Genomic DNA, 16,943 nt, shown 5'->3' with positions numbered 1-16,943 from the left:
TGCTACTGAAATACAGCAATGGCACCATATTGTTGCGAAATTTGAACGATTTCAAAATAGCGAGTTGGAGAGGAGGATTTTTCTTGAATGAACAATTTCTAATCGATCAAATCATTTTGTACCTAGGGCAACATCAGCGCTTTGGAGGCAAACAAAACGAAACCATGGCTTATAACCGTTTGGAGCAATTGAGAGTCATGGTAGGCCTGAAAGATGCTGACGAGGCTACGGATTATCTCATTATGAAATTGGAAGGGGCTATGGCTGCATGAGACGACGTAACGGCATTCCAATCGATATTCCTAGTGCTCGTAAGTCAGTACCAAAAGTTAAGGTGCAAAAGCCATCTGAGTATAACCAGTACAACGTGTATGTGACTATGTTCAAGTTTGAGGATGGACAAAAGGTTTGGACTATTGTTCCTTTGGCGCATCCAGATTTCAAAGAGCTGAAAAAGGCTGGCTACAGAATCACTGAGAAGTGGGATAAGAGGGAGGTTTCAGCATGACTTTTGAGGATTTAATCACACTGAAAGAAGCACAAAAGGTAATTGAACGACTTGCCTCTAGTGTTGGAGTCAAGATTGAAGAATTAAACGATGAATCTTACAGCAATGCACATAAAAGTTTAGGAAAAGTTATTGATCGATGGGAGAGTAAGCCATGATTAACCGAGTCGTTTTAACTGGTCGGCTAACAAAAGACGTTGACCTTTCGTATACACCACAAGGCGTTGCGAAGGCTCAATTTACATTGGCAGTTAACAGATCGTTTGCTAACCAAAGTGGTGAAAGAGAAGCAGATTTCATCCAGGTACAAGCTTGGAGGAAACAGGCGGAGAATGCAGCCAACTATCTAAAGAAAGGGTCACTGGTTGGGATTGATGGAAAAATACAAACAGGTTCGTATGAGAGAGACGGGCAAAGAATCTATTTTACGAACGTAGTAGCAGACAGTATCCAATTCTTAGAGCCAAGAAACAGCACAGCAGGCTCACAGGGAGCACCAGACTATCAATCTAGTACAAATACAGGTGGGCAGCACCAAGGCAGTTCACAGGGGCAATATGGCGGTAATAACAACCAACCAAGTTATACAAGAGCAGATGAAGATCCGTTTGCTAATAGTAAGGGACCAATTGAAGTTTCAGAAGATGATCTCCCTTTTGATTAATAGAACAGGAAGGATGTGAAGGGAAATGCATTTATGTGAACGCTGTAACCGCAAGCTAAAGTCTCGAAAATCAATTGATGTAGGTATGGGTCCAACATGTAAGAAAAAGCATGATGCTGATCTAGCAGAGGTCGAGTTCAATAAAAACCAAATTACTATCGATGAAGTGATGGAAAGTAAAACAGCTTAATATACACGCTGCTGGTAGAACGGCATTAGGTTGTTTTATCAGCAGACTTCTAAGAGTGCTAGTAAAAGGATGTGAAGGAATGAAAAGGATTTTAAATTACGTAGGAAGTAAGTGGAACTTAGCCGACTGGATAGTTAGTCAAATGCCAGAGCACAATGTTTATCTCGAAACACATTTTGGCAGTGGTGCAGTGCTATTCAACAAACAACCTTCCAAAATCGAAACAGTGAATGATATTGATGGCAACATCGTAAATCTGTTCAAAGTTATTAGGGAAAAGCCTGAGCAGCTGGCCGAACACATTCAACTTACTCCATATTCACGACAAGAATACAACGAGTCATTCGAGACATTACAAGGCCAATTAAGTGATTTAGAGAGAGCTAGAGTATTCCTTGTTCGCTGCTGGATGGCACGTGGAGGTAAGACAAGTGACCGTACAGGATGGAGACATAACGTAGATTCAACAACGTTCAGCGCTTTACCTGATTGGCGTAAGCTACCAGCTGTCGTTTTAGAAGCTACTGAGCGATTGCAGAATGTTCAAATCGAAAATCAAGATGCTTCAACATTGATAGGGCGTTACAACAAAGAAGACTGTTTGATTTATAGTGATCCCCCTTATCTATTAAGCACTCGTACAAAACGACATTATGCTCATGAAATGACAGATGGACAGCACGAAATTTTATTAGAAGCACTGCTGAGCCACCAAGGCTATGCAATGATTAGTGGTTATAACAACGATATGTATAACGACATATTGCAAGGTTGGACAAGGATTTCAAAGATGGCCACTACCGAGGCTGCACAGGAAAAATGCGAAAGCCTTTGGTTGAACCCGCAAATTATTGAGATGGGATATATACAAGGCTCACTTTTTGAAATTGTTTAGGAGGGCAAACATGAACGTACTCACATTTGAAATACCAGGGGTCATTCAACCACAAGAGCGACCTCGCTTTAGTAGACATGGCAAGAAAGTAATCACACATGATGCACCTAAAAGCAAGAATTTCAAAGACTTTGTAAAGCTCGTAGCATGGCAAAATAAGCCGTCTGAATTGATTACAGAGCCAATTAAACTACAAGCTGATATTTATCTCATGCCACCACAAAAATATCGCACAGGGCCAAAGAGAAAGCTTATAGCGAGTGGTGATTTACTACCTACAACAAAGCCTGATCTTGATAACCTGATTAAGGGCATAAAGGATGGGTGTAACAAAGTTATTTGGCATGATGATTCTCAGATTGTTGAGATGAATGTACGGAAGTTTTATTCAGAGCAGCCGAGGGCAGAGGTGACGATTGAATGGCACCAAAAGTAGAGAATCGATACATCTTGTTCACTGGTGAGGTTCATGAATCGGTTAAGTTTGATTTCACCATACAACAGATCGGAACCTTCATTACTATGTGGAATCAAGGATATCCAATTAACGAAATAGCTCAAAAGCTTAATGCAAGTAAGGTGAGTGTGGCTTTGATTGCTATGGATCTTGAAATGGCAGGACGAATTGGGCCAAGGGCTGGTGGGTTGTTAGGGAAGATGAAAGTGGTTAGTTGAAAGATATTGTTCAGTTGGAAGGGGGTTATTAAATGCGTTTGGTAGATTTAATTAATGTTATGGGCTCTAATCAACTTTTTAGAGTTCATTCTTCTAATAGTGCTAATCAACTACAACTTAGTAATGAAGTATTGCTAAAACATTTGGCTTTAGATAAATTAACTTGCTTTGCATTGAATGCAGAAGTGTCAAATGTGAATATTAGCGACTTTGAAGAGGAAGTAATTGTTATTTGGATTTGCTGATGAACAATATGAGGATAAAAAGACAACTCAATCAGAGTTGCCATAAAGGTGAATTGCCATTTCTGCATCTAATTCTGAGATACCAAAAATCGATTGAATATATTGCGTTGTTGGCATTTCACTATAATCTTGCAAGTAGGCTGATATAAAAGCTTTAAGTTTAACTTTAATTGGTGCGTCTATTACTTGAAGTCTTGGATCTTCTGTATCAATTTTAGTTCGTGGATATATGATAAAACTCTTGCTTTGATTCATTGGTTATTCCTCACTATCTAATATGAAATTGCTTTTTTAAAATTGTAACATATTTCAAAAATAAAAATAATTACTAGAAAGATATTGTTCAATAACGAAAGGGAGTATTTTAAATGACATTCAAAGAAGCAATGATAAAAGAAATGACGACTAGAGGAATGTTTGAATCACAAGCTGTGACTGTAATAAATAACTATATCAAGGAAAATAAAAATCCAGAAATGACTCATAGATGGCACGATAGAATAAGCGCATATCCACATACGTTAGTGATGATTCTATGGATGGGTGTGAAAGAATATGTTGCAGAATGGCTGTCAGTCAATGCGCCCGAAGCATGGTTTCGTCCGATGTTCCAATATAGTAATCAAAGAAACTGCACAATATGAACATTATTCGAAAGAAAATGTACAGGAGGATGGATGAAATGAATAACAGTTTCCCACGAATTAATGAGGAAGTTACAGCTATTTTAAATAAATCAAAAGAAGAGCCAGCATTCGAAGGAACAGTTTTAGAAGGAAAAGAAAGACGTTACACAATAATTAATGAGCGTGATGTTGAAAAGTATTTAAGCATGGGAGAACAACAGGATTTAGCAATTGTGTTAGATAGGATGTTAGGAAATATTGAACATGGACGTGAGAAAGATGGTAAGAAGCAATTTAACTCTTATGTTGTCATTAACACGGATGAGCCATGGATTGATGAAATTATAGAAGTTATGAAACGAAATGGTGCATGGGATTAAACGATAAAGAATGTGTAGAAGGGATGAATTAGCATGGCAGAAAAATTTGAGTCTTTAGGATTTACAGCAACTGTAACAAAGCAAAAATTAAAGATTGAAATTCCTATTTCTAATTTAGTTAAGGGCTTAGAATTAAGCCCTAACAACTTTGATGAAGTAAAGGTAAAACGTGGCCAAAGACAAGCTTTTGCAAAATACTTGGCTCAACATTTGGTGGATGGTAGCAATCCTGATACTGGAGAAAGCCCAATGATGGAAGTTATAGAACAAGTATTTGAAGAAATATTCGAAGGTGCAGAGGATTTTATTAAGTACCCAGATGAAGATGAGGAATAATCGAAAGATAATGCGTAATAAGGAGGACTCTAAGTGAAGTATGTTTACTTTGTTAGTTACAGTCACAAAGATGGCTTTGGAATGATTGAAATTTTTGCTGATAGACCTGTTAAGACCTATGATGATGTACTTTCTTTAAGGAAAACTATTAAAGAGAAAAACGGCTTAGATGTAGTAATTATCAATTGGAAACAATTAAAAAAGTAACTGAACAATAGAAAGAAATTACTTAGTAAATAAAAATAGAAAAGCCGCAGCGTCTTCACACGCTACAGCTCGAATTGGTTTATGCCCTTTTAAGACAATCTAGTAAAAGTAGTATATCACAACTTAGGAGGGCAAACCTATGTTAAAAGAAAGAACACTAACGATTACACCAGATGCTTTAGATTCAATGATTACAGACTACCACTGGATGGTTAACGCCATCAAAGAAATGCGAGCAGAAATGGTTATAGGGGCAAAAACGGTACAGTATGGGATTGAGGCTACATTACCAAAGGCAGCAGGTGGTGTGGGCGATCCGATTATGCAGGAAGCTATTAGACGTTCTAAGAATATAAAGCGAGTTGCAGAGTATGAGAAGAAGCTTTTAGAGGTGCAAAAGCTTTTAGATAACGTTTCTGGTGATAGAGAAGTACAAGTATTAAACTGGATGCTAGATGGCAAGTCGCAACGCTGGATAGGCCAACACATGGCTTTATCAGCAACGAGCATTAAGCGCATCAAGGATAACATTGTAAAACAAATGATGGCATGATGAGGGCTTTGTGCCCCTATGAAATATATTGGTTAGGATGGTGAACAAATAGCTGATATGGTTAAAGCAAAAATTATATATTATAGGCAGGGTAAAATTATAAGAGAATGGCGAGGTAATTATAGTTGTTCATCTCTTTACAAAAGCTTTGGGGCAAGACGTATTTTTGAAAACGATGCTAAAGATTTACTTAATAACGAATCATTTGTTGATTTTGACTGTATCGAACTATATAAACGTAATCGTTCAGGTGTACCACGTAAATTAATAAAAAAAGTAGAAAGTTTCCAATTTTAAAGTTACAAATGTTATAGATGTTACAAACGTTATAGATGTTACATTCGTTATAGATTAGGTGAGCTAAAAATAATAATGTAAACTGGGAGGCAGGACGGCGCGGTAAGGTTTTCCTCTCTTGGTATTTATAAAAACAATTAATTACCAGGAAAGACAGACCGACGACCGACCTGCGCTGAACAAATCTGTTCGGAGCATGACATACACGGCCGGCCCATATTTTTTAAGAGATTAGGTATCTTAATTAATATAAAAGGCTAATAAAACTGAAGGAGTGGTTTATATGTGAACTTCGTCCACTTTCCATTTAATTCAGTCAAACTTACTAAAACAAACTTACTATAGTTACAAAGTGCACGGAAATGCACTATAAATCTAAAACACAATTACGAAATAACGTGGTGTCGCTCTACCACGATGTCAAAAGTGAGCACTCGACATTAGGATTACCACAATATTTAAGCTTTCATCTTCGGATGGAGGCTTTTTCTTTTGCTTTGAAAACTGCATCAAACAGTCAAAACACTACGAGTTGAGAGGGCAGATTTTGGTGTGGTTTTGAGAGCAAAAAGTTATTACATTTATTTCTTCTGTTAGGTTATGATTAGCATAATAAATACGACACTAAATGGAGGGGTTTTAGACTATGCACTTAATCGGAGAATTCAAATACATGAGTCTAATACACAAGGTATATTTTATACTTGTAGTAGCATTGATGATATCCACGATTATATTCTTATTGTTTATACCAACGGTACTCAATTGGGATATGCCTTATTTTCTTATAGTAGCTCTTCTGGTATTTTGTATTTATACATTGTTTGCAATTTATCAGGATAGTCAGAGACCTTAGTCACGCTCTTATGAACGTGGCTTTTTATTTTGCCCTGAAAAGTGAGTATCGAGCAGAGTTTTCCTCCCCTTTGATTCGTCGGTACTTGCTTTTGAGAGTGAAATACATAATAGGTCAGGTTCATCGTGAACCAGACATGATTCTGGAGGTGGTGTTTATGAGATATGACTAGACAAAGAGACCCTAGAAGAGATGAAGCGTTCAAGATATTCAAACAGCATAATGGCGACATAGCCAATCGAGCGATAGCTGAACAATTAGATGTACCAGAGAAAACAATTTCTGCATGGAAAAGTCGTGATAAGTGGAATGTAGTACTACAAACAAATGAATGTAGTACTACAATTAAAAATGTTCAGAGAGAAAGAGGAGCACCTATTGGTAATGCTAACGCAAAAGGCAATAGAGGTAACCAGAACGCTTCGCCTCCGAAACGAAACACTAATGCAGTAAAGCATGGCTTCTTTCAAAAGTTCTTACCAGAGGAAACGCTTGAAATCATAGAAGCGATGAACGAGCGTTCTCCAGCCGATTTAATCTGGGATCAGATACAGATTCAATATGCTGCAATCATTCGTGCCCAAAGAATAATGCACGTGGAATCAAAAGACGAAATGATTAAAGAGCTTAAAAAGGCAAAATACGAATACTACCCACGATCTAAAGAAGATGGTGGAGGCGTAGAAAAAGCTGTAACTGAAGAAGAATATGAATTCCAATTCGCATGGGAACGACAGGCGCAACTACTCACTGCTCAATCGAGGGCAATAGGGGAGTTGCGTTCTTCTATTCGTCAGTTTGTTGAGATGGCTGATGCTGATGATGAGCGTAGGTTGAAGCTTGAGCAGATGCAACTTAATATTGATAAGACGAAAGCAGAAGTCAAACAATTAACTGCTAATGACGTTGAAGGTTCAGAGGATAATAAATACTCCTATATGACTCCAGAACAACGCAGAGAGGCTATAGAACGATTGAAAGGGATGACGAAACAATGAATGCTGAACAAGCCGAAATTGAATTACTTGACGCACTCATTGAAGAACGAAAATACCTTTCTAGACAATCGTTTTGGGAGTATTGCAAGACCCGAGCACCAGAGTTCTACATCGATGGTCGAACACACCTAGAAAAGATTTGCGAGACGTTACAATCGCTGTATGAGGGCCGGTTACTCAATGATAATGACATACCATATGAAAATATGATTATGAACATTCCACCACGCCACGGCAAGAGCCGGACGTTGATTCATTTTTGCGAGTGGGTGTTAGGTGATAACCAAAAGAACCGTATCATCACAGCGTCATACAACGAGGATTTAGCAACTGTATTCAGTCGTTACACTCGTGATGGGATTAGTGAGGAGAAGGTATATCCACATGAAATTGTCTATAGTGACATCTTTCCAGATGTGAGGGTTAAACGAGGTGATTCATCTTATCGTCAATGGGCACTCGAAGGACAGCACTTCAATTACAAAGGAGCTGGTCTTGGTGGTTCCATTACAGGTAAGGGTGGTAATATCCTAATCGTTGATGACCCTATCAAGAATGCTGCTGAAGCTCAAAATGAAAATGCCTTGGATAAACAGTGGCAATGGTTCACTGACACATTCCTTTCACGGCAGGAGCAAACGGACCGTTCCATTAAAATCGTTAATATGACGAGGTGGAGTAAAAAGGACATTTGCGGTCGGATTCTCGATGGGAAACGTGCTAGTGAGTGGTATGTGTTAATGATGCCAGCTATGGATGATGAAGGTAATATGCTGTGTCCTGAATTGCTTAATAGAAAGAACTTTGATGCCTTATCTGACTTTATGGATGAGGCTATTTTAAATGCCAACTATTATCAGCAACCATTAGACCTTAAAGGACGATTGTACAAAGCGTTCAAAACGTATGACGGTGATTTACCTACCTTCAAATCGATTCAGAACTACACAGATACAGCAGATACAGGGGATGACTACTTATGTAGTATCATTTATGGCGTAACATTTGATAATGAGGCTTATGTGCTTGATGTATTATATACAAAAGCTCCTATGGAAGAAACAGAGCCGGATACAGCTAAGATGCTATATGAAAACAAGGTTAACCATGCTTACATCGAATCAAACGGTGGAGGGCGTGGTTTTGCTCGTTCTGTAGAGAAAGAATTGATGGAGAAACACAATAGCAACTACACATATATCGAGCCATTCCATCAATCAAATAACAAAATAGCTCGTATCCTATCCAATTCTACTTGGGTGATGAATCACATCTACTTCCCGATTAATTGGAAAGACAAATGGCCTGATTACTACAAAGCGATGAACGAGTATCAACGAGAAGGGCAAAACAAAAACGATGACGCACCAGATGCTACAACTGGCATCGCTGAAAAAATAGGTGTAGGAGAAACATTCAGTTTTGATTAGAAAGAGGTGAGAATATGAGCTATTTCCCTTACCAAGGAGCTGTGACAGACACAGAGATCATCAATGAAAACATAACAACTGGTGCAAATGATTTAATAACGGATATCAAATGGCTTGAAAACGAGATTAATAAGTTTAAAAAGTCAGAGAAGCGAAAGTGGATGTTGATTGGCGAGGCTTATTATGAAGGTGAACAAGAAATTTTAAAGCGTAAACGTTGGGTTATCGGTAAAGGTGGAAGGTTAGAGGTAAATGATAACCTACCAAACAACAAGGTACTAGATAACCAGTATGCCAAGCTTGTTGATCAAAAAGTAAACTATCAACTTGGTAAACCAATAACTATTGAAACTAAAAATGACGAGTACTTAAAGAAATTACAAGACATTTTCAATAAACGATTCCACCGCACATTAAGAAGTGTTGGACAGGATGCATTGAACGGTGGTCTTGGCTGGCTTTATCCGTATTATGATGAAAATGGTGAGTTTGCTATCAAACGCATCCCTCCATATGAAATCATTCCATATTGGAAGGATTCAGAGCAAACAATTCTAGACTTCGCAATTCGCTTATATGCTGTAAAAGAGTATGAGGGCGATAGAGAGGTTGTAGTAGAGAAGGTAGAGGTTTATAGTGCCAAAGGTGTGGAACATTATCAGTGGTTTGCAGGACATCTTGTAAAGGATGTAATAAGGTCTCAAACATCTTATATAACTATACGTGATGCTGAAAATGAATTTAGTATGAATTGGCAACGGACACCGTTGTTACCGTTTAAATTTAATAACAAAGAAATACCATTGATAAAACGTGTTAAATCTCTTCAAGACGGCATTAATGTCATGTTAAGTGACTTTGAAAATAATATGCAAGAAGATGCGCGAAATACAATGTTGGTGTTGTATAACTATGGTGGTCAAGATTTAGGGGAATTCAGACGTAATTTATCACAATATGGTGCTGTGAAAATAAATCGAAATAAGGATAACCAAGGCGGTGTAGAAACATTAACGGTTGAAGTCAATCCTGAGAATTATAAAGCGATTCTGTCTTTATTTAAAAAGGCACTAATTGAAAATGGGCGAGGTTACGATGCAAAAGATGATCGTATGGCGAATAACCCGAATCAATTAAATATTAGAGCCATGTACAGTGAAATTGATCTCGATGCAGATGGTATTGAAACGGAATTTCAAGCATCCTTCGAGGAGTTGCTTTGGTTCATTAATGTTCATTTAGCTAACACCAGTCAGGGAGATTATGAAGGAGAATATGTAAACATTATTTTCAATCGTGACATCCTGATTAATGAGATGGAGGTAGTAGATGTACTAAATAAATCACCTTACTTATCTGAAGAAACGAAGATAGCGCAACATCCTTACGTTAAAGACGTTCCATTAGAAATGCAACGAAATAAGAAAGAACGTCAAGAACGATTAAATGAGTTCGATGGCTATGATGATCATTTCAAATCGCTGAATACGAAGTCTGGTGATGATGATGGTCAAGAGTAGAGAATACTGGCGCCGACGTTTCGAAATGCTTGAGCAATCACAACATGAGAAAAGTGAGGCATACTACAAAGATCTTGAAAAAGCCTACATTCAAACCATGAGCGAAATCGAAAAGGATATAGCTCGGTGGTACCAGCGCTTTGCTAAAAACAATGAGGTCAGTCTTGATGAAGCCAAACAGCTCCTTAAAAGTGATGAACTGCGGGAATTCAGGTGGACAGTTGAGGAATACATCGAATATGGCAAAAAGAATACTATCAATCAGAAGTGGATGAAGCAACTCGAAAATGCCTCCTCTCGTGTTCATATAAGCCGTTTAGAGAGTTTGCAGTTACAATTACAGCAACATGTAGAAAAGCTCTATGGTGGGCAAATTAAGGGCTTTGAGCAATTGATGAAAGAGGCTTATCAATCACAGTACTATCACACCGTATTTGAGATACAAAAAGCTTTTGAGGTTGGTTTCACATTACAGGCATTAGACGAAAACTTACTAACTAAGGTAATCAGCAAGCCATGGACTGCTGACGGTCAAACGTTCAGTCAAAAGATATGGCGTGATCGAAACCTCTTGCTAGATACATTGCATACTGAACTAATTCAATCGATGGCTCGTGGTGAAGCTCCTGACCGTATGATTAGTTCGATAGCTAGAAAAATGAATACTTCTCGTTCCAACGTTGCTCGGCTTGTTTTAACCGAATCAGCGTTTTTTAGTGCGTCTGCTCAAAAGGATGCATTCGGTGAGCTAGACGTTGAAAAGTACGAGATTATCGCCACTTTAGACAGCCGTACAAGTAGTATCTGTCAATCAATGGACGGCAAGGTGTTCAAGCTGGCTGATTTCGTACCTGGTGTTACTGCTAATCCGTTTCATCCAAGATGCAGAACTACAACAGCACCATGGTTTGAGGATGATTACAGCCAACGCATTGCTCGTGGTAAGGATGGTAAGGTGTATTACATTGATTCAAAAATCAAATATCCTGAGTGGGAAGCGAGGTTTGTAGTATGAAATTAAAACAGTCCTATCATCTGAGGATTGAATATTTAACGCCAAATACAATCGCTGTTTTTATAGATGGTAAATTAAGTAACATTATTGGTGTGCCAAGGGTGATGTCCTATGATTGAAGAATAAACATCCGTCTTTTTTGCACTTTATGACGTTAATTTAAAAGGGGCAAATCCTAACAGGTCGTTACCTGTCAAAACGAATTAGGAGGAAACACAAATGAAAAAAGAAGATTTAATTGCAATGGGATTAAGTGAGGAACAGGCTGATGCTATTGTTGGTAAATACGGAACAATGATTCCTAAAGAACGCTTTGATGAGGTCAACAAGGCGAAGAAAACGCTTGAAGATCAAGTGAAAAACCACGAAACTCAGTTGAAGGATTTGCAAGACAAAGCGAAAGGTAATGAGGATCTACAAAAGACAATCACTGATTTACAGAAGGCTAATGAAACAGCCAAAACGGAGTATGAGCAACAATTGAAAGATGAACGTATGAGTGCAGCACTGAAATTGTCGTTACACAGCAAAGTACATGATGTTGATTTAGTAGCTGGCCTCATTGATAAAACAACAATCGAATTAAGTGAAGATGGAAAAGTCACTAAAGGGCTTGATGAGCAACTAAAATCGTTGCAAGAATCAAAGTCCTTTTTATTTGTGCCAGAAAAGCAACAACCGACATTCAAAGGTTGGGTTCCTGCTGGTGGTGCTGACAATGGCGCGGGTGCAAGTGATGTGGGATCTAACTTCGCAAAAATGGCGAATGAAAAAGGTACAAGTGATACAAATAACAACCCTTGGGACTAAACAATAAGGAGGGCTATATATGCCGTATGTAAAACCAATTGAAAAATTTCAACGTGTAAATTTCCTAGCATCATCTAAGGTGCAGGCCTTTACCTATTTAGTGAGTGATGTAGGTGTAACACCTGATGCAAACGGAAAGAAGATCGTTAAGGCAGGAACTATCTTACCTAAAAATGATGCTACTGCAGAAGGTATCCTATATACCGATGTCGATGTGTCAAGTGGACCAGAACCAGGTTCATTGATTGTTGAAGCTTACGTTTTAGAGGATCGTCTACCTACTGCTCCAGATGCAGCGGCCAAAACAGCATTAAAAGAAATTAAATTCCGATAATTGGAGGGAAACAATATGCCAGACATTTTAGAATTATTTGGTCAAAAAACAGTATTAGATTACATGAAGGAACGAAAATATCAAAGCTATGGTGTGGGAGAAGCACTTTTCCCAGAGGTTAAACACGACACACTAGAGTTCGAATATCTCGTAGGAGCGAATGAATTACCTGTTATTGCAAAAGTGCACTCATTTGATACAGAGGCAGAAATCGGCTCATTAGATGCTGCTAAACAAGTACTAGAAGCTGCTTACATCAAGAAGAAATATCAGATTACCGAAAAGGATTTAATTGCATTACAATTCCCACGAACAGCACAGGAGCAACAATACTTGATGCAACGAGTATTTAATTTAATCGATAAAGCAGCTAATGATGTTCGCGCTAATGTTGAATTAATGCGTATGCAGGCACTAAGCTCAGGGGAATTGAAATTAGCGTTGCATACTGCGGATGGCACACCAAAGACGCTTACGGTTGGATATGGAGTACCAACGGATCATAAAGAAGCACTTGCTGGAGCTGATCAATGGGGTTCGGGTACTGAGGATATCTTAGGGGATTTAGAACGTTGGTCTGGTGCGCTAGATATTACTCCGACGCGTGCATTAACATCCAAGAAAATTGCAGCTCTTATTTTACGTAATCCAAAGATTATTGGTTACCTATATGGCGCTGGTTCTGCTCGTGTGGCGAATTTAACAGATTTAAACGCTTTCTTTACACAGCAGGGCTTACCTACTATCGCTGTATATGAATCAAGTTCAAACACGAAATATCGTGAACAAAATGCAGATGGCACATACACAACAAAGAGTTACTTCCCAGACAATAAATTCGTAATGTTTGGTGATGGACCACTTGGTGAATCGTTGTACGGACCAACACCAGAAGAATCACGTCTTATCCGTAGTGGTTCTGATGTTGAAATGACTACCATCGGCAAGGTAATTGGAATGGTATATGAAGAAGGTAAAGATCCTGTTTCAACATGGGTGAAAGCAGCAGCTACAGCTATCCCTTCATTCCCAGAAGCACAAAACGTATTCCAAGCGCAACCAATTGCATAAGGAGGCTACTTGAAATGGCAAACATTAAAGTAAAAGTGAAAAACGGCGCTTTCCCTATACGTTACAAGGGAGAGCGTTATTTAGTTGGTGAAGAATTGACAATTGATGAAAAACATTTAAACGAATCAACAATGGAACGATTAGAAGAACCGAAGAAAGCTGCACAATCAACTAAAGCATCTGAAAGCGAGTGATTCGTATGTATTTAGATGCAGTAATGCGTTTATCTGCACTTGGAGTGGCCTTATCTAGCGCTCCAAGTAGTTCAGACGATATGCTATTAAAATTCGCTATCGATAAAGTTACTAGCCATATTAATAACCAAACCAATTTAACAATGATTCCAACAGGTTTAAATGAAATTGCTATTGATATGGTGGTAGGGGAGTTTTTACTAACTAAAAAAGCAATGGGCTTATTGGATATCGAAACACTTAATTTTGAAGTTGTTGCAAAGCAAGTACAGGATGGTGACACGAATGTAGTATTTGCTGTAGAAGCAAATAGAACACCAGAGGCTCAATTTGAAGCATTTATTTCGTATCTACACCATAGTAATACAGACTTTTTAAAGTATAGGGTACTCACGTGGTAAGCGCTCGTAGAAAGGCTGTAGAGTCGTTGTACAAAGGCTCGTGTACAGTGAAGGTATGGGGAGAAGTTACTGATCCTATTACTCATGTTACAAAACATGAAGAAGTGCCGTTATTCACTGACCAAAAGTGCAAGCTTTCATATGAAAAGCAAACATCAACAACGCCAGCTGGTGGTCCAGTATTGATAGCTCAAACAACTAAACTTTTCATTGCGCCAGAGTTGGATATACCAGCTGGTTCAAAAATCATAGTGACACAGCATGGTAAAACTGCTGAATATACAAGAAGTGGTGTGCCTGCTGTTTATACAGACCATCAAGAAATAATGCTTGAAGCATTCGAGAGGTATGCATAATGAGTGTTAATTATCAACAATTAAAAGCATTTGAGCGAAAGTTAGCCAAGCTTGCAAGAGGTGACTTTGAGAAGTTCTGTGAAGCAGCTGCAAAAGAGTTGGCAGCAAGGTTGTTAAGTAAGGTCATTAAAATAACTCCAGTAGCGAAAGTGGATGGTGGAACTTTACGGCGAGGCTGGACTATAGGACAAGTGAAAAAGAGTGGATCAATCTACGAAATTGAGGTTATCAATCCAGTAGAGTATGCACAATATGTCGAGTTTGGTCATCGTACCCGTAATCACCAAGGATGGGTAAATGGTCGATTCATGATGACTATAAGTGCTGATCAAGTGGAACAACAAGCTCCTGCAATTCTTGAACGAAAATTATTCAATATGTTAAAGGAGGTTTTCGATGGAGATTAATGATATTCAGAATGCAATATCCGTTAAGCTCCATGAAGCTTTCGGAACAGATTATAAAAAATATATCGATGAGGTACCGCAGGGGTTTGTAACTCCTGCTTTTTTCATTCAATTTTTAAACCTAGAGCATATCAGACAAATCGGTAAGCGATGGAAGGTGACTACACTTTTTAATGTGCAGTATTTCCCTGAAAAGAGCTTATCTGAGGCGTCTAATATGACTTTGAAGGTGCAACAAGCATTGAAAGAAATAACGCTGTTAAACGGCTCGCTGATGCTTGGTACAGGAGCGAACAGCGAAGTTGTTGACGGTATTGGACATAACTTTATTCATTTTAATTTCTTTCTACAGGAAGTTGAAGAAAAGATTTTCATGGGCTCATTAGAGCAATACATCAATAAACAAAGGGTGATTCCAAATGGCGACAAATAAGATACAGGAAAAAATTGAATCTGTAAAAAATGAAGATGTAAAAGAGGCTATAACAGCAACATTGCAAACCTTCACAAAAGAACAGCTAGTCAAAAGTAATAAATACGTACATCGGCGTGATGCTTTGAATGCGTTGTTGCAGGACAATAAATTGTACTCATTCACCGAGGTGGAGGGCATTTTAAAACAGTTTGAAGAAGGAGGGAAAGCTTAATGGCATTAGGTGGAGGCTTTTGGTTAACGCAAAATAAAAAGTTACCTGGTACGTATCAAAACTTTATTAGTAAAGCACGTGCGTTCCTAAATTTATCTGATCGAGGTTATGCTGCATTACCAATTGCTCTTGATTGGGGAGTAGACGATGCAGTAATGACAGTGACTAAGGAAGACATGCAGAAAGACTCTTTAAAAATCTTCGGCTACGATTACACTCATCCAAAGCTAAAAGGTATTAGAGATTTATTTAAAGGTGCTCTTACAGTATTCTTCTACAAACTAAACCTTGGTGGCTCAAAGGCAGCAAATGAATTTGCTACTGCTAAATTCAAAGGTATGCGAGGAAATGACATTACTATTGTTATTCAAGCCAATGTAGATGAACCATCAAAATGGGACGTTAAAACACTGATTGCTGGCACTTTAATTGATGAACAAAATGCTGTTTCAACTGCTGCTGAGTTAAAAAATAATGATTTCGTTGATTTTAAAAAGGATGCTACCCTAGCAGCAACAGCAGGGACAAAACTAACAGGCGGAAATAACGGAGCAACTGCATTAACAGCAGGAACACCTCACCAAATGGCATTAGATGAATTAGAGGCTTATGGTTTTAACACATTAGGCTGTTTATCAGAGGATTCCATTATCAAATCGTTATACATGGAGTATACAAAACGCATCCGTGATGAGGTTGGCGGTAAGTTCCAGTTAATCGGCCATAAACTAGGCAACGCAGACCATGAAGGTATTATTGATGTGCAAAACGATGCTATTGGAGAAGATGAGGAAGTTTTTGGTGCCGTTTATTGGGTTACGGGTGTGCAAGCTGGAGTGGCTGTTAATCAATCCAACACTAACCGCACGTATGATGGTGAGCATGTGCTTGATATGTCTGAAACAAAAACACAACCACAATTAACTCTATTGCTAAACGGGGGTAAATACGTTTTCCATCGCGTGGGTGATAACTTTAATGTATTAGAAGACGTAAATACATTTACATCATTCAGAACAGATAAGAATGAGGACTTCTCATATAACCAAACGATTCGAGTTCTAGATCAACTTGCAATCGATACAGCTCATCTATTCAATACTCGCTATCTTGGTAAAGTGCCAAATGATGCAGATGGCCGTATTTCATTGTGGAATGATATTGGTAAACATCGTGGAGAAATGCAGCGCATTCGAGCAATCCAAAATTACGATAAAGAAAAGCTATTGGTAGGTCAAGGTGAATCGAAACGAGCAGTTGTTGTACAAGAGGAAGTAATAAATACACTAACGATGTCACAACTTTACGTGACGACGATGGTAGCGTAA

30 protein-coding genes are annotated in these 16,943 nt (G+C 38.4%); 29 read left to right on the top strand and 1 reads right to left on the bottom strand.

Features of this window, described 5'->3' with window-relative positions; translation table 11 throughout:
- Positions 1-83 precede the first annotated feature (83 nt).
- From MHB65_RS22285 to MHB65_RS22245, 9 genes are all read left to right on the top strand, one after another.
- Entirely contained in the window at positions 84-272 is a 189-nt protein-coding gene (locus MHB65_RS22285) for a hypothetical protein (RefSeq protein ID WP_342441776.1), read from the top strand.
- Positions 269-508, top strand: a complete 240-nt coding sequence (locus MHB65_RS22280) for a hypothetical protein (protein ID WP_342441775.1) — start codon at positions 269-271, stop codon at positions 506-508. Before MHB65_RS22285 ends, MHB65_RS22280 begins: the two co-directional genes overlap by 4 nt.
- On the top strand, positions 505-666 hold the full coding sequence (locus tag MHB65_RS22275) for a hypothetical protein (protein WP_342441774.1): 162 nt from the start codon (positions 505-507) through the stop codon (positions 664-666). The genes MHB65_RS22280 and MHB65_RS22275 overlap by 4 nt, the downstream gene beginning before the upstream one ends.
- Positions 663-1,172, top strand: coding sequence for a single-stranded DNA-binding protein (gene ssb, locus MHB65_RS22270; RefSeq protein ID WP_342441773.1), 510 nt, complete (start codon positions 663-665; stop codon positions 1,170-1,172). The genes MHB65_RS22275 and ssb overlap by 4 nt, the downstream gene beginning before the upstream one ends.
- A gap of 25 nt (positions 1,173-1,197) precedes the next feature.
- The gene (locus tag MHB65_RS22265; RefSeq protein ID WP_342441772.1) at positions 1,198-1,362 is read left to right on the top strand and encodes a DUF6011 domain-containing protein; all 165 of its coding nucleotides are present in this window, start codon (positions 1,198-1,200) and stop codon (positions 1,360-1,362) included.
- 79 nt (positions 1,363-1,441) lie between these two features.
- Positions 1,442-2,257: a DNA adenine methylase gene (locus tag MHB65_RS22260; protein ID WP_342441771.1), complete on the top strand. Its 816-nt coding sequence runs from the start codon at positions 1,442-1,444 to the stop codon at positions 2,255-2,257.
- Positions 2,258-2,267: 10 nt separating this feature from the next.
- Complete coding sequence (locus MHB65_RS22255) at positions 2,268-2,693, top strand: RusA family crossover junction endodeoxyribonuclease (protein ID WP_342441770.1); 426 nt, start codon at positions 2,268-2,270, stop codon at positions 2,691-2,693.
- Entirely contained in the window at positions 2,678-2,932 is a 255-nt protein-coding gene (locus tag MHB65_RS22250; protein WP_342441769.1) for a hypothetical protein, read from the top strand. Before MHB65_RS22255 ends, MHB65_RS22250 begins: the two co-directional genes overlap by 16 nt.
- A 32-nt stretch (positions 2,933-2,964) precedes the next feature.
- Complete coding sequence (locus MHB65_RS22245; protein WP_342441768.1) at positions 2,965-3,177, top strand: hypothetical protein; 213 nt, start codon at positions 2,965-2,967, stop codon at positions 3,175-3,177.
- A 27-nt stretch (positions 3,178-3,204) separates the two neighbouring features.
- Here MHB65_RS22245 and MHB65_RS22240 read toward each other — a convergent pair whose 3' ends face one another.
- Positions 3,205-3,432, bottom strand: coding sequence for a hypothetical protein (locus MHB65_RS22240; protein WP_342441767.1), 228 nt, complete (start codon positions 3,430-3,432; stop codon positions 3,205-3,207).
- Between the two features lie 113 nt (positions 3,433-3,545).
- On the opposite strand from MHB65_RS22240, the gene MHB65_RS22235 reads away from it, so the two are divergent.
- The 20 genes from MHB65_RS22235 (at position 3,546) to MHB65_RS22140 (ending at position 16,943) form a co-directional block, all read left to right on the top strand.
- On the top strand, positions 3,546-3,821 hold the full coding sequence (locus tag MHB65_RS22235; RefSeq protein ID WP_342441766.1) for a hypothetical protein: 276 nt from the start codon (positions 3,546-3,548) through the stop codon (positions 3,819-3,821).
- A gap of 38 nt (positions 3,822-3,859) precedes the next feature.
- Entirely contained in the window at positions 3,860-4,183 is a 324-nt protein-coding gene (locus MHB65_RS22230; RefSeq protein ID WP_342441765.1) for a hypothetical protein, read from the top strand.
- A 33-nt stretch (positions 4,184-4,216) separates the two neighbouring features.
- A complete protein-coding gene (locus MHB65_RS22225) occupies positions 4,217-4,519 on the top strand; it encodes a hypothetical protein (RefSeq protein ID WP_342441764.1) in 303 nt (100 codons plus the stop codon).
- Between the two features lie 33 nt (positions 4,520-4,552).
- Positions 4,553-4,726 carry a hypothetical protein gene (locus tag MHB65_RS22220; protein ID WP_342441763.1) on the top strand — a complete coding sequence of 58 codons (174 nt, stop codon included), beginning with the start codon at positions 4,553-4,555 and terminating at the stop codon, positions 4,724-4,726.
- A 139-nt stretch (positions 4,727-4,865) separates the two neighbouring features.
- Positions 4,866-5,279 carry a LuxR C-terminal-related transcriptional regulator gene (locus MHB65_RS22215; protein ID WP_342441762.1) on the top strand — a complete coding sequence of 138 codons (414 nt, stop codon included), beginning with the start codon at positions 4,866-4,868 and terminating at the stop codon, positions 5,277-5,279.
- Between the two features lie 57 nt (positions 5,280-5,336).
- The gene (locus tag MHB65_RS22210) at positions 5,337-5,576 is read left to right on the top strand and encodes a hypothetical protein (protein WP_342441761.1); all 240 of its coding nucleotides are present in this window, start codon (positions 5,337-5,339) and stop codon (positions 5,574-5,576) included.
- Between the two features lie 1,020 nt (positions 5,577-6,596).
- Positions 6,597-7,430: a phage terminase small subunit gene (gene terS, locus MHB65_RS22205; protein WP_342441760.1), complete on the top strand. Its 834-nt coding sequence runs from the start codon at positions 6,597-6,599 to the stop codon at positions 7,428-7,430.
- Positions 7,427-8,860 carry a phage terminase large subunit gene (gene terL / locus MHB65_RS22200; protein WP_342441759.1) on the top strand — a complete coding sequence of 478 codons (1,434 nt, stop codon included), beginning with the start codon at positions 7,427-7,429 and terminating at the stop codon, positions 8,858-8,860. The genes terS and terL overlap by 4 nt, the downstream gene beginning before the upstream one ends.
- 14 nt (positions 8,861-8,874) lie before the next feature.
- Positions 8,875-10,380: a phage portal protein gene (locus tag MHB65_RS22195; RefSeq protein ID WP_342441758.1), complete on the top strand. Its 1,506-nt coding sequence runs from the start codon at positions 8,875-8,877 to the stop codon at positions 10,378-10,380.
- Complete coding sequence (locus MHB65_RS22190) at positions 10,361-11,395, top strand: minor capsid protein (RefSeq protein ID WP_342441757.1); 1,035 nt, start codon at positions 10,361-10,363, stop codon at positions 11,393-11,395. The genes MHB65_RS22195 and MHB65_RS22190 overlap by 20 nt, the downstream gene beginning before the upstream one ends.
- Positions 11,396-11,614: 219 nt before the next feature.
- Positions 11,615-12,205: a phage scaffolding protein gene (locus tag MHB65_RS22185; RefSeq protein ID WP_342441756.1), complete on the top strand. Its 591-nt coding sequence runs from the start codon at positions 11,615-11,617 to the stop codon at positions 12,203-12,205.
- 19 nt (positions 12,206-12,224) lie between these two features.
- Entirely contained in the window at positions 12,225-12,539 is a 315-nt protein-coding gene (locus tag MHB65_RS22180; RefSeq protein WP_342441755.1) for a hypothetical protein, read from the top strand.
- A gap of 15 nt (positions 12,540-12,554) precedes the next feature.
- Positions 12,555-13,610, top strand: a complete 1,056-nt coding sequence (locus MHB65_RS22175) for a major capsid protein (RefSeq protein ID WP_342441754.1) — start codon at positions 12,555-12,557, stop codon at positions 13,608-13,610.
- A 14-nt stretch (positions 13,611-13,624) separates the two neighbouring features.
- The gene (locus tag MHB65_RS22170) at positions 13,625-13,804 is read left to right on the top strand and encodes a hypothetical protein (RefSeq protein ID WP_342441753.1); all 180 of its coding nucleotides are present in this window, start codon (positions 13,625-13,627) and stop codon (positions 13,802-13,804) included.
- Between the two features lie 5 nt (positions 13,805-13,809).
- Positions 13,810-14,205 (top strand): hypothetical protein, encoded by a 396-nt coding sequence (locus MHB65_RS22165; protein WP_342441752.1) that lies wholly within the window; start codon positions 13,810-13,812, stop codon positions 14,203-14,205.
- A 47-nt stretch (positions 14,206-14,252) separates the two neighbouring features.
- Positions 14,253-14,561, top strand: a complete 309-nt coding sequence (locus MHB65_RS22160) for a hypothetical protein (protein WP_342441751.1) — start codon at positions 14,253-14,255, stop codon at positions 14,559-14,561.
- Positions 14,561-14,968, top strand: a complete 408-nt coding sequence (locus MHB65_RS22155) for an HK97 gp10 family phage protein (protein WP_342441750.1) — start codon at positions 14,561-14,563, stop codon at positions 14,966-14,968. Before MHB65_RS22160 ends, MHB65_RS22155 begins: the two co-directional genes overlap by 1 nt.
- Positions 14,958-15,401 carry a DUF6838 family protein gene (locus MHB65_RS22150; protein ID WP_342441749.1) on the top strand — a complete coding sequence of 148 codons (444 nt, stop codon included), beginning with the start codon at positions 14,958-14,960 and terminating at the stop codon, positions 15,399-15,401. The genes MHB65_RS22155 and MHB65_RS22150 overlap by 11 nt, the downstream gene beginning before the upstream one ends.
- Positions 15,388-15,615: a hypothetical protein gene (locus MHB65_RS22145; protein WP_342441748.1), complete on the top strand. Its 228-nt coding sequence runs from the start codon at positions 15,388-15,390 to the stop codon at positions 15,613-15,615. The genes MHB65_RS22150 and MHB65_RS22145 overlap by 14 nt, the downstream gene beginning before the upstream one ends.
- Positions 15,615-16,943 (top strand): phage tail sheath subtilisin-like domain-containing protein, encoded by a 1,329-nt coding sequence (locus MHB65_RS22140; RefSeq protein ID WP_342441747.1) that lies wholly within the window; start codon positions 15,615-15,617, stop codon positions 16,941-16,943. Before MHB65_RS22145 ends, MHB65_RS22140 begins: the two co-directional genes overlap by 1 nt.

Origin of the sequence: Lysinibacillus sp. FSL K6-0075, assembly GCF_038592945.1 — a bacterium.
GTDB lineage: Bacteria > Bacillota > Bacilli > Bacillales_A > Planococcaceae > Lysinibacillus > Lysinibacillus fusiformis_F.
Note: the sequence above shows the minus strand (reverse complement) of the source record. Positions and strands in the feature narration are given on the sequence as shown.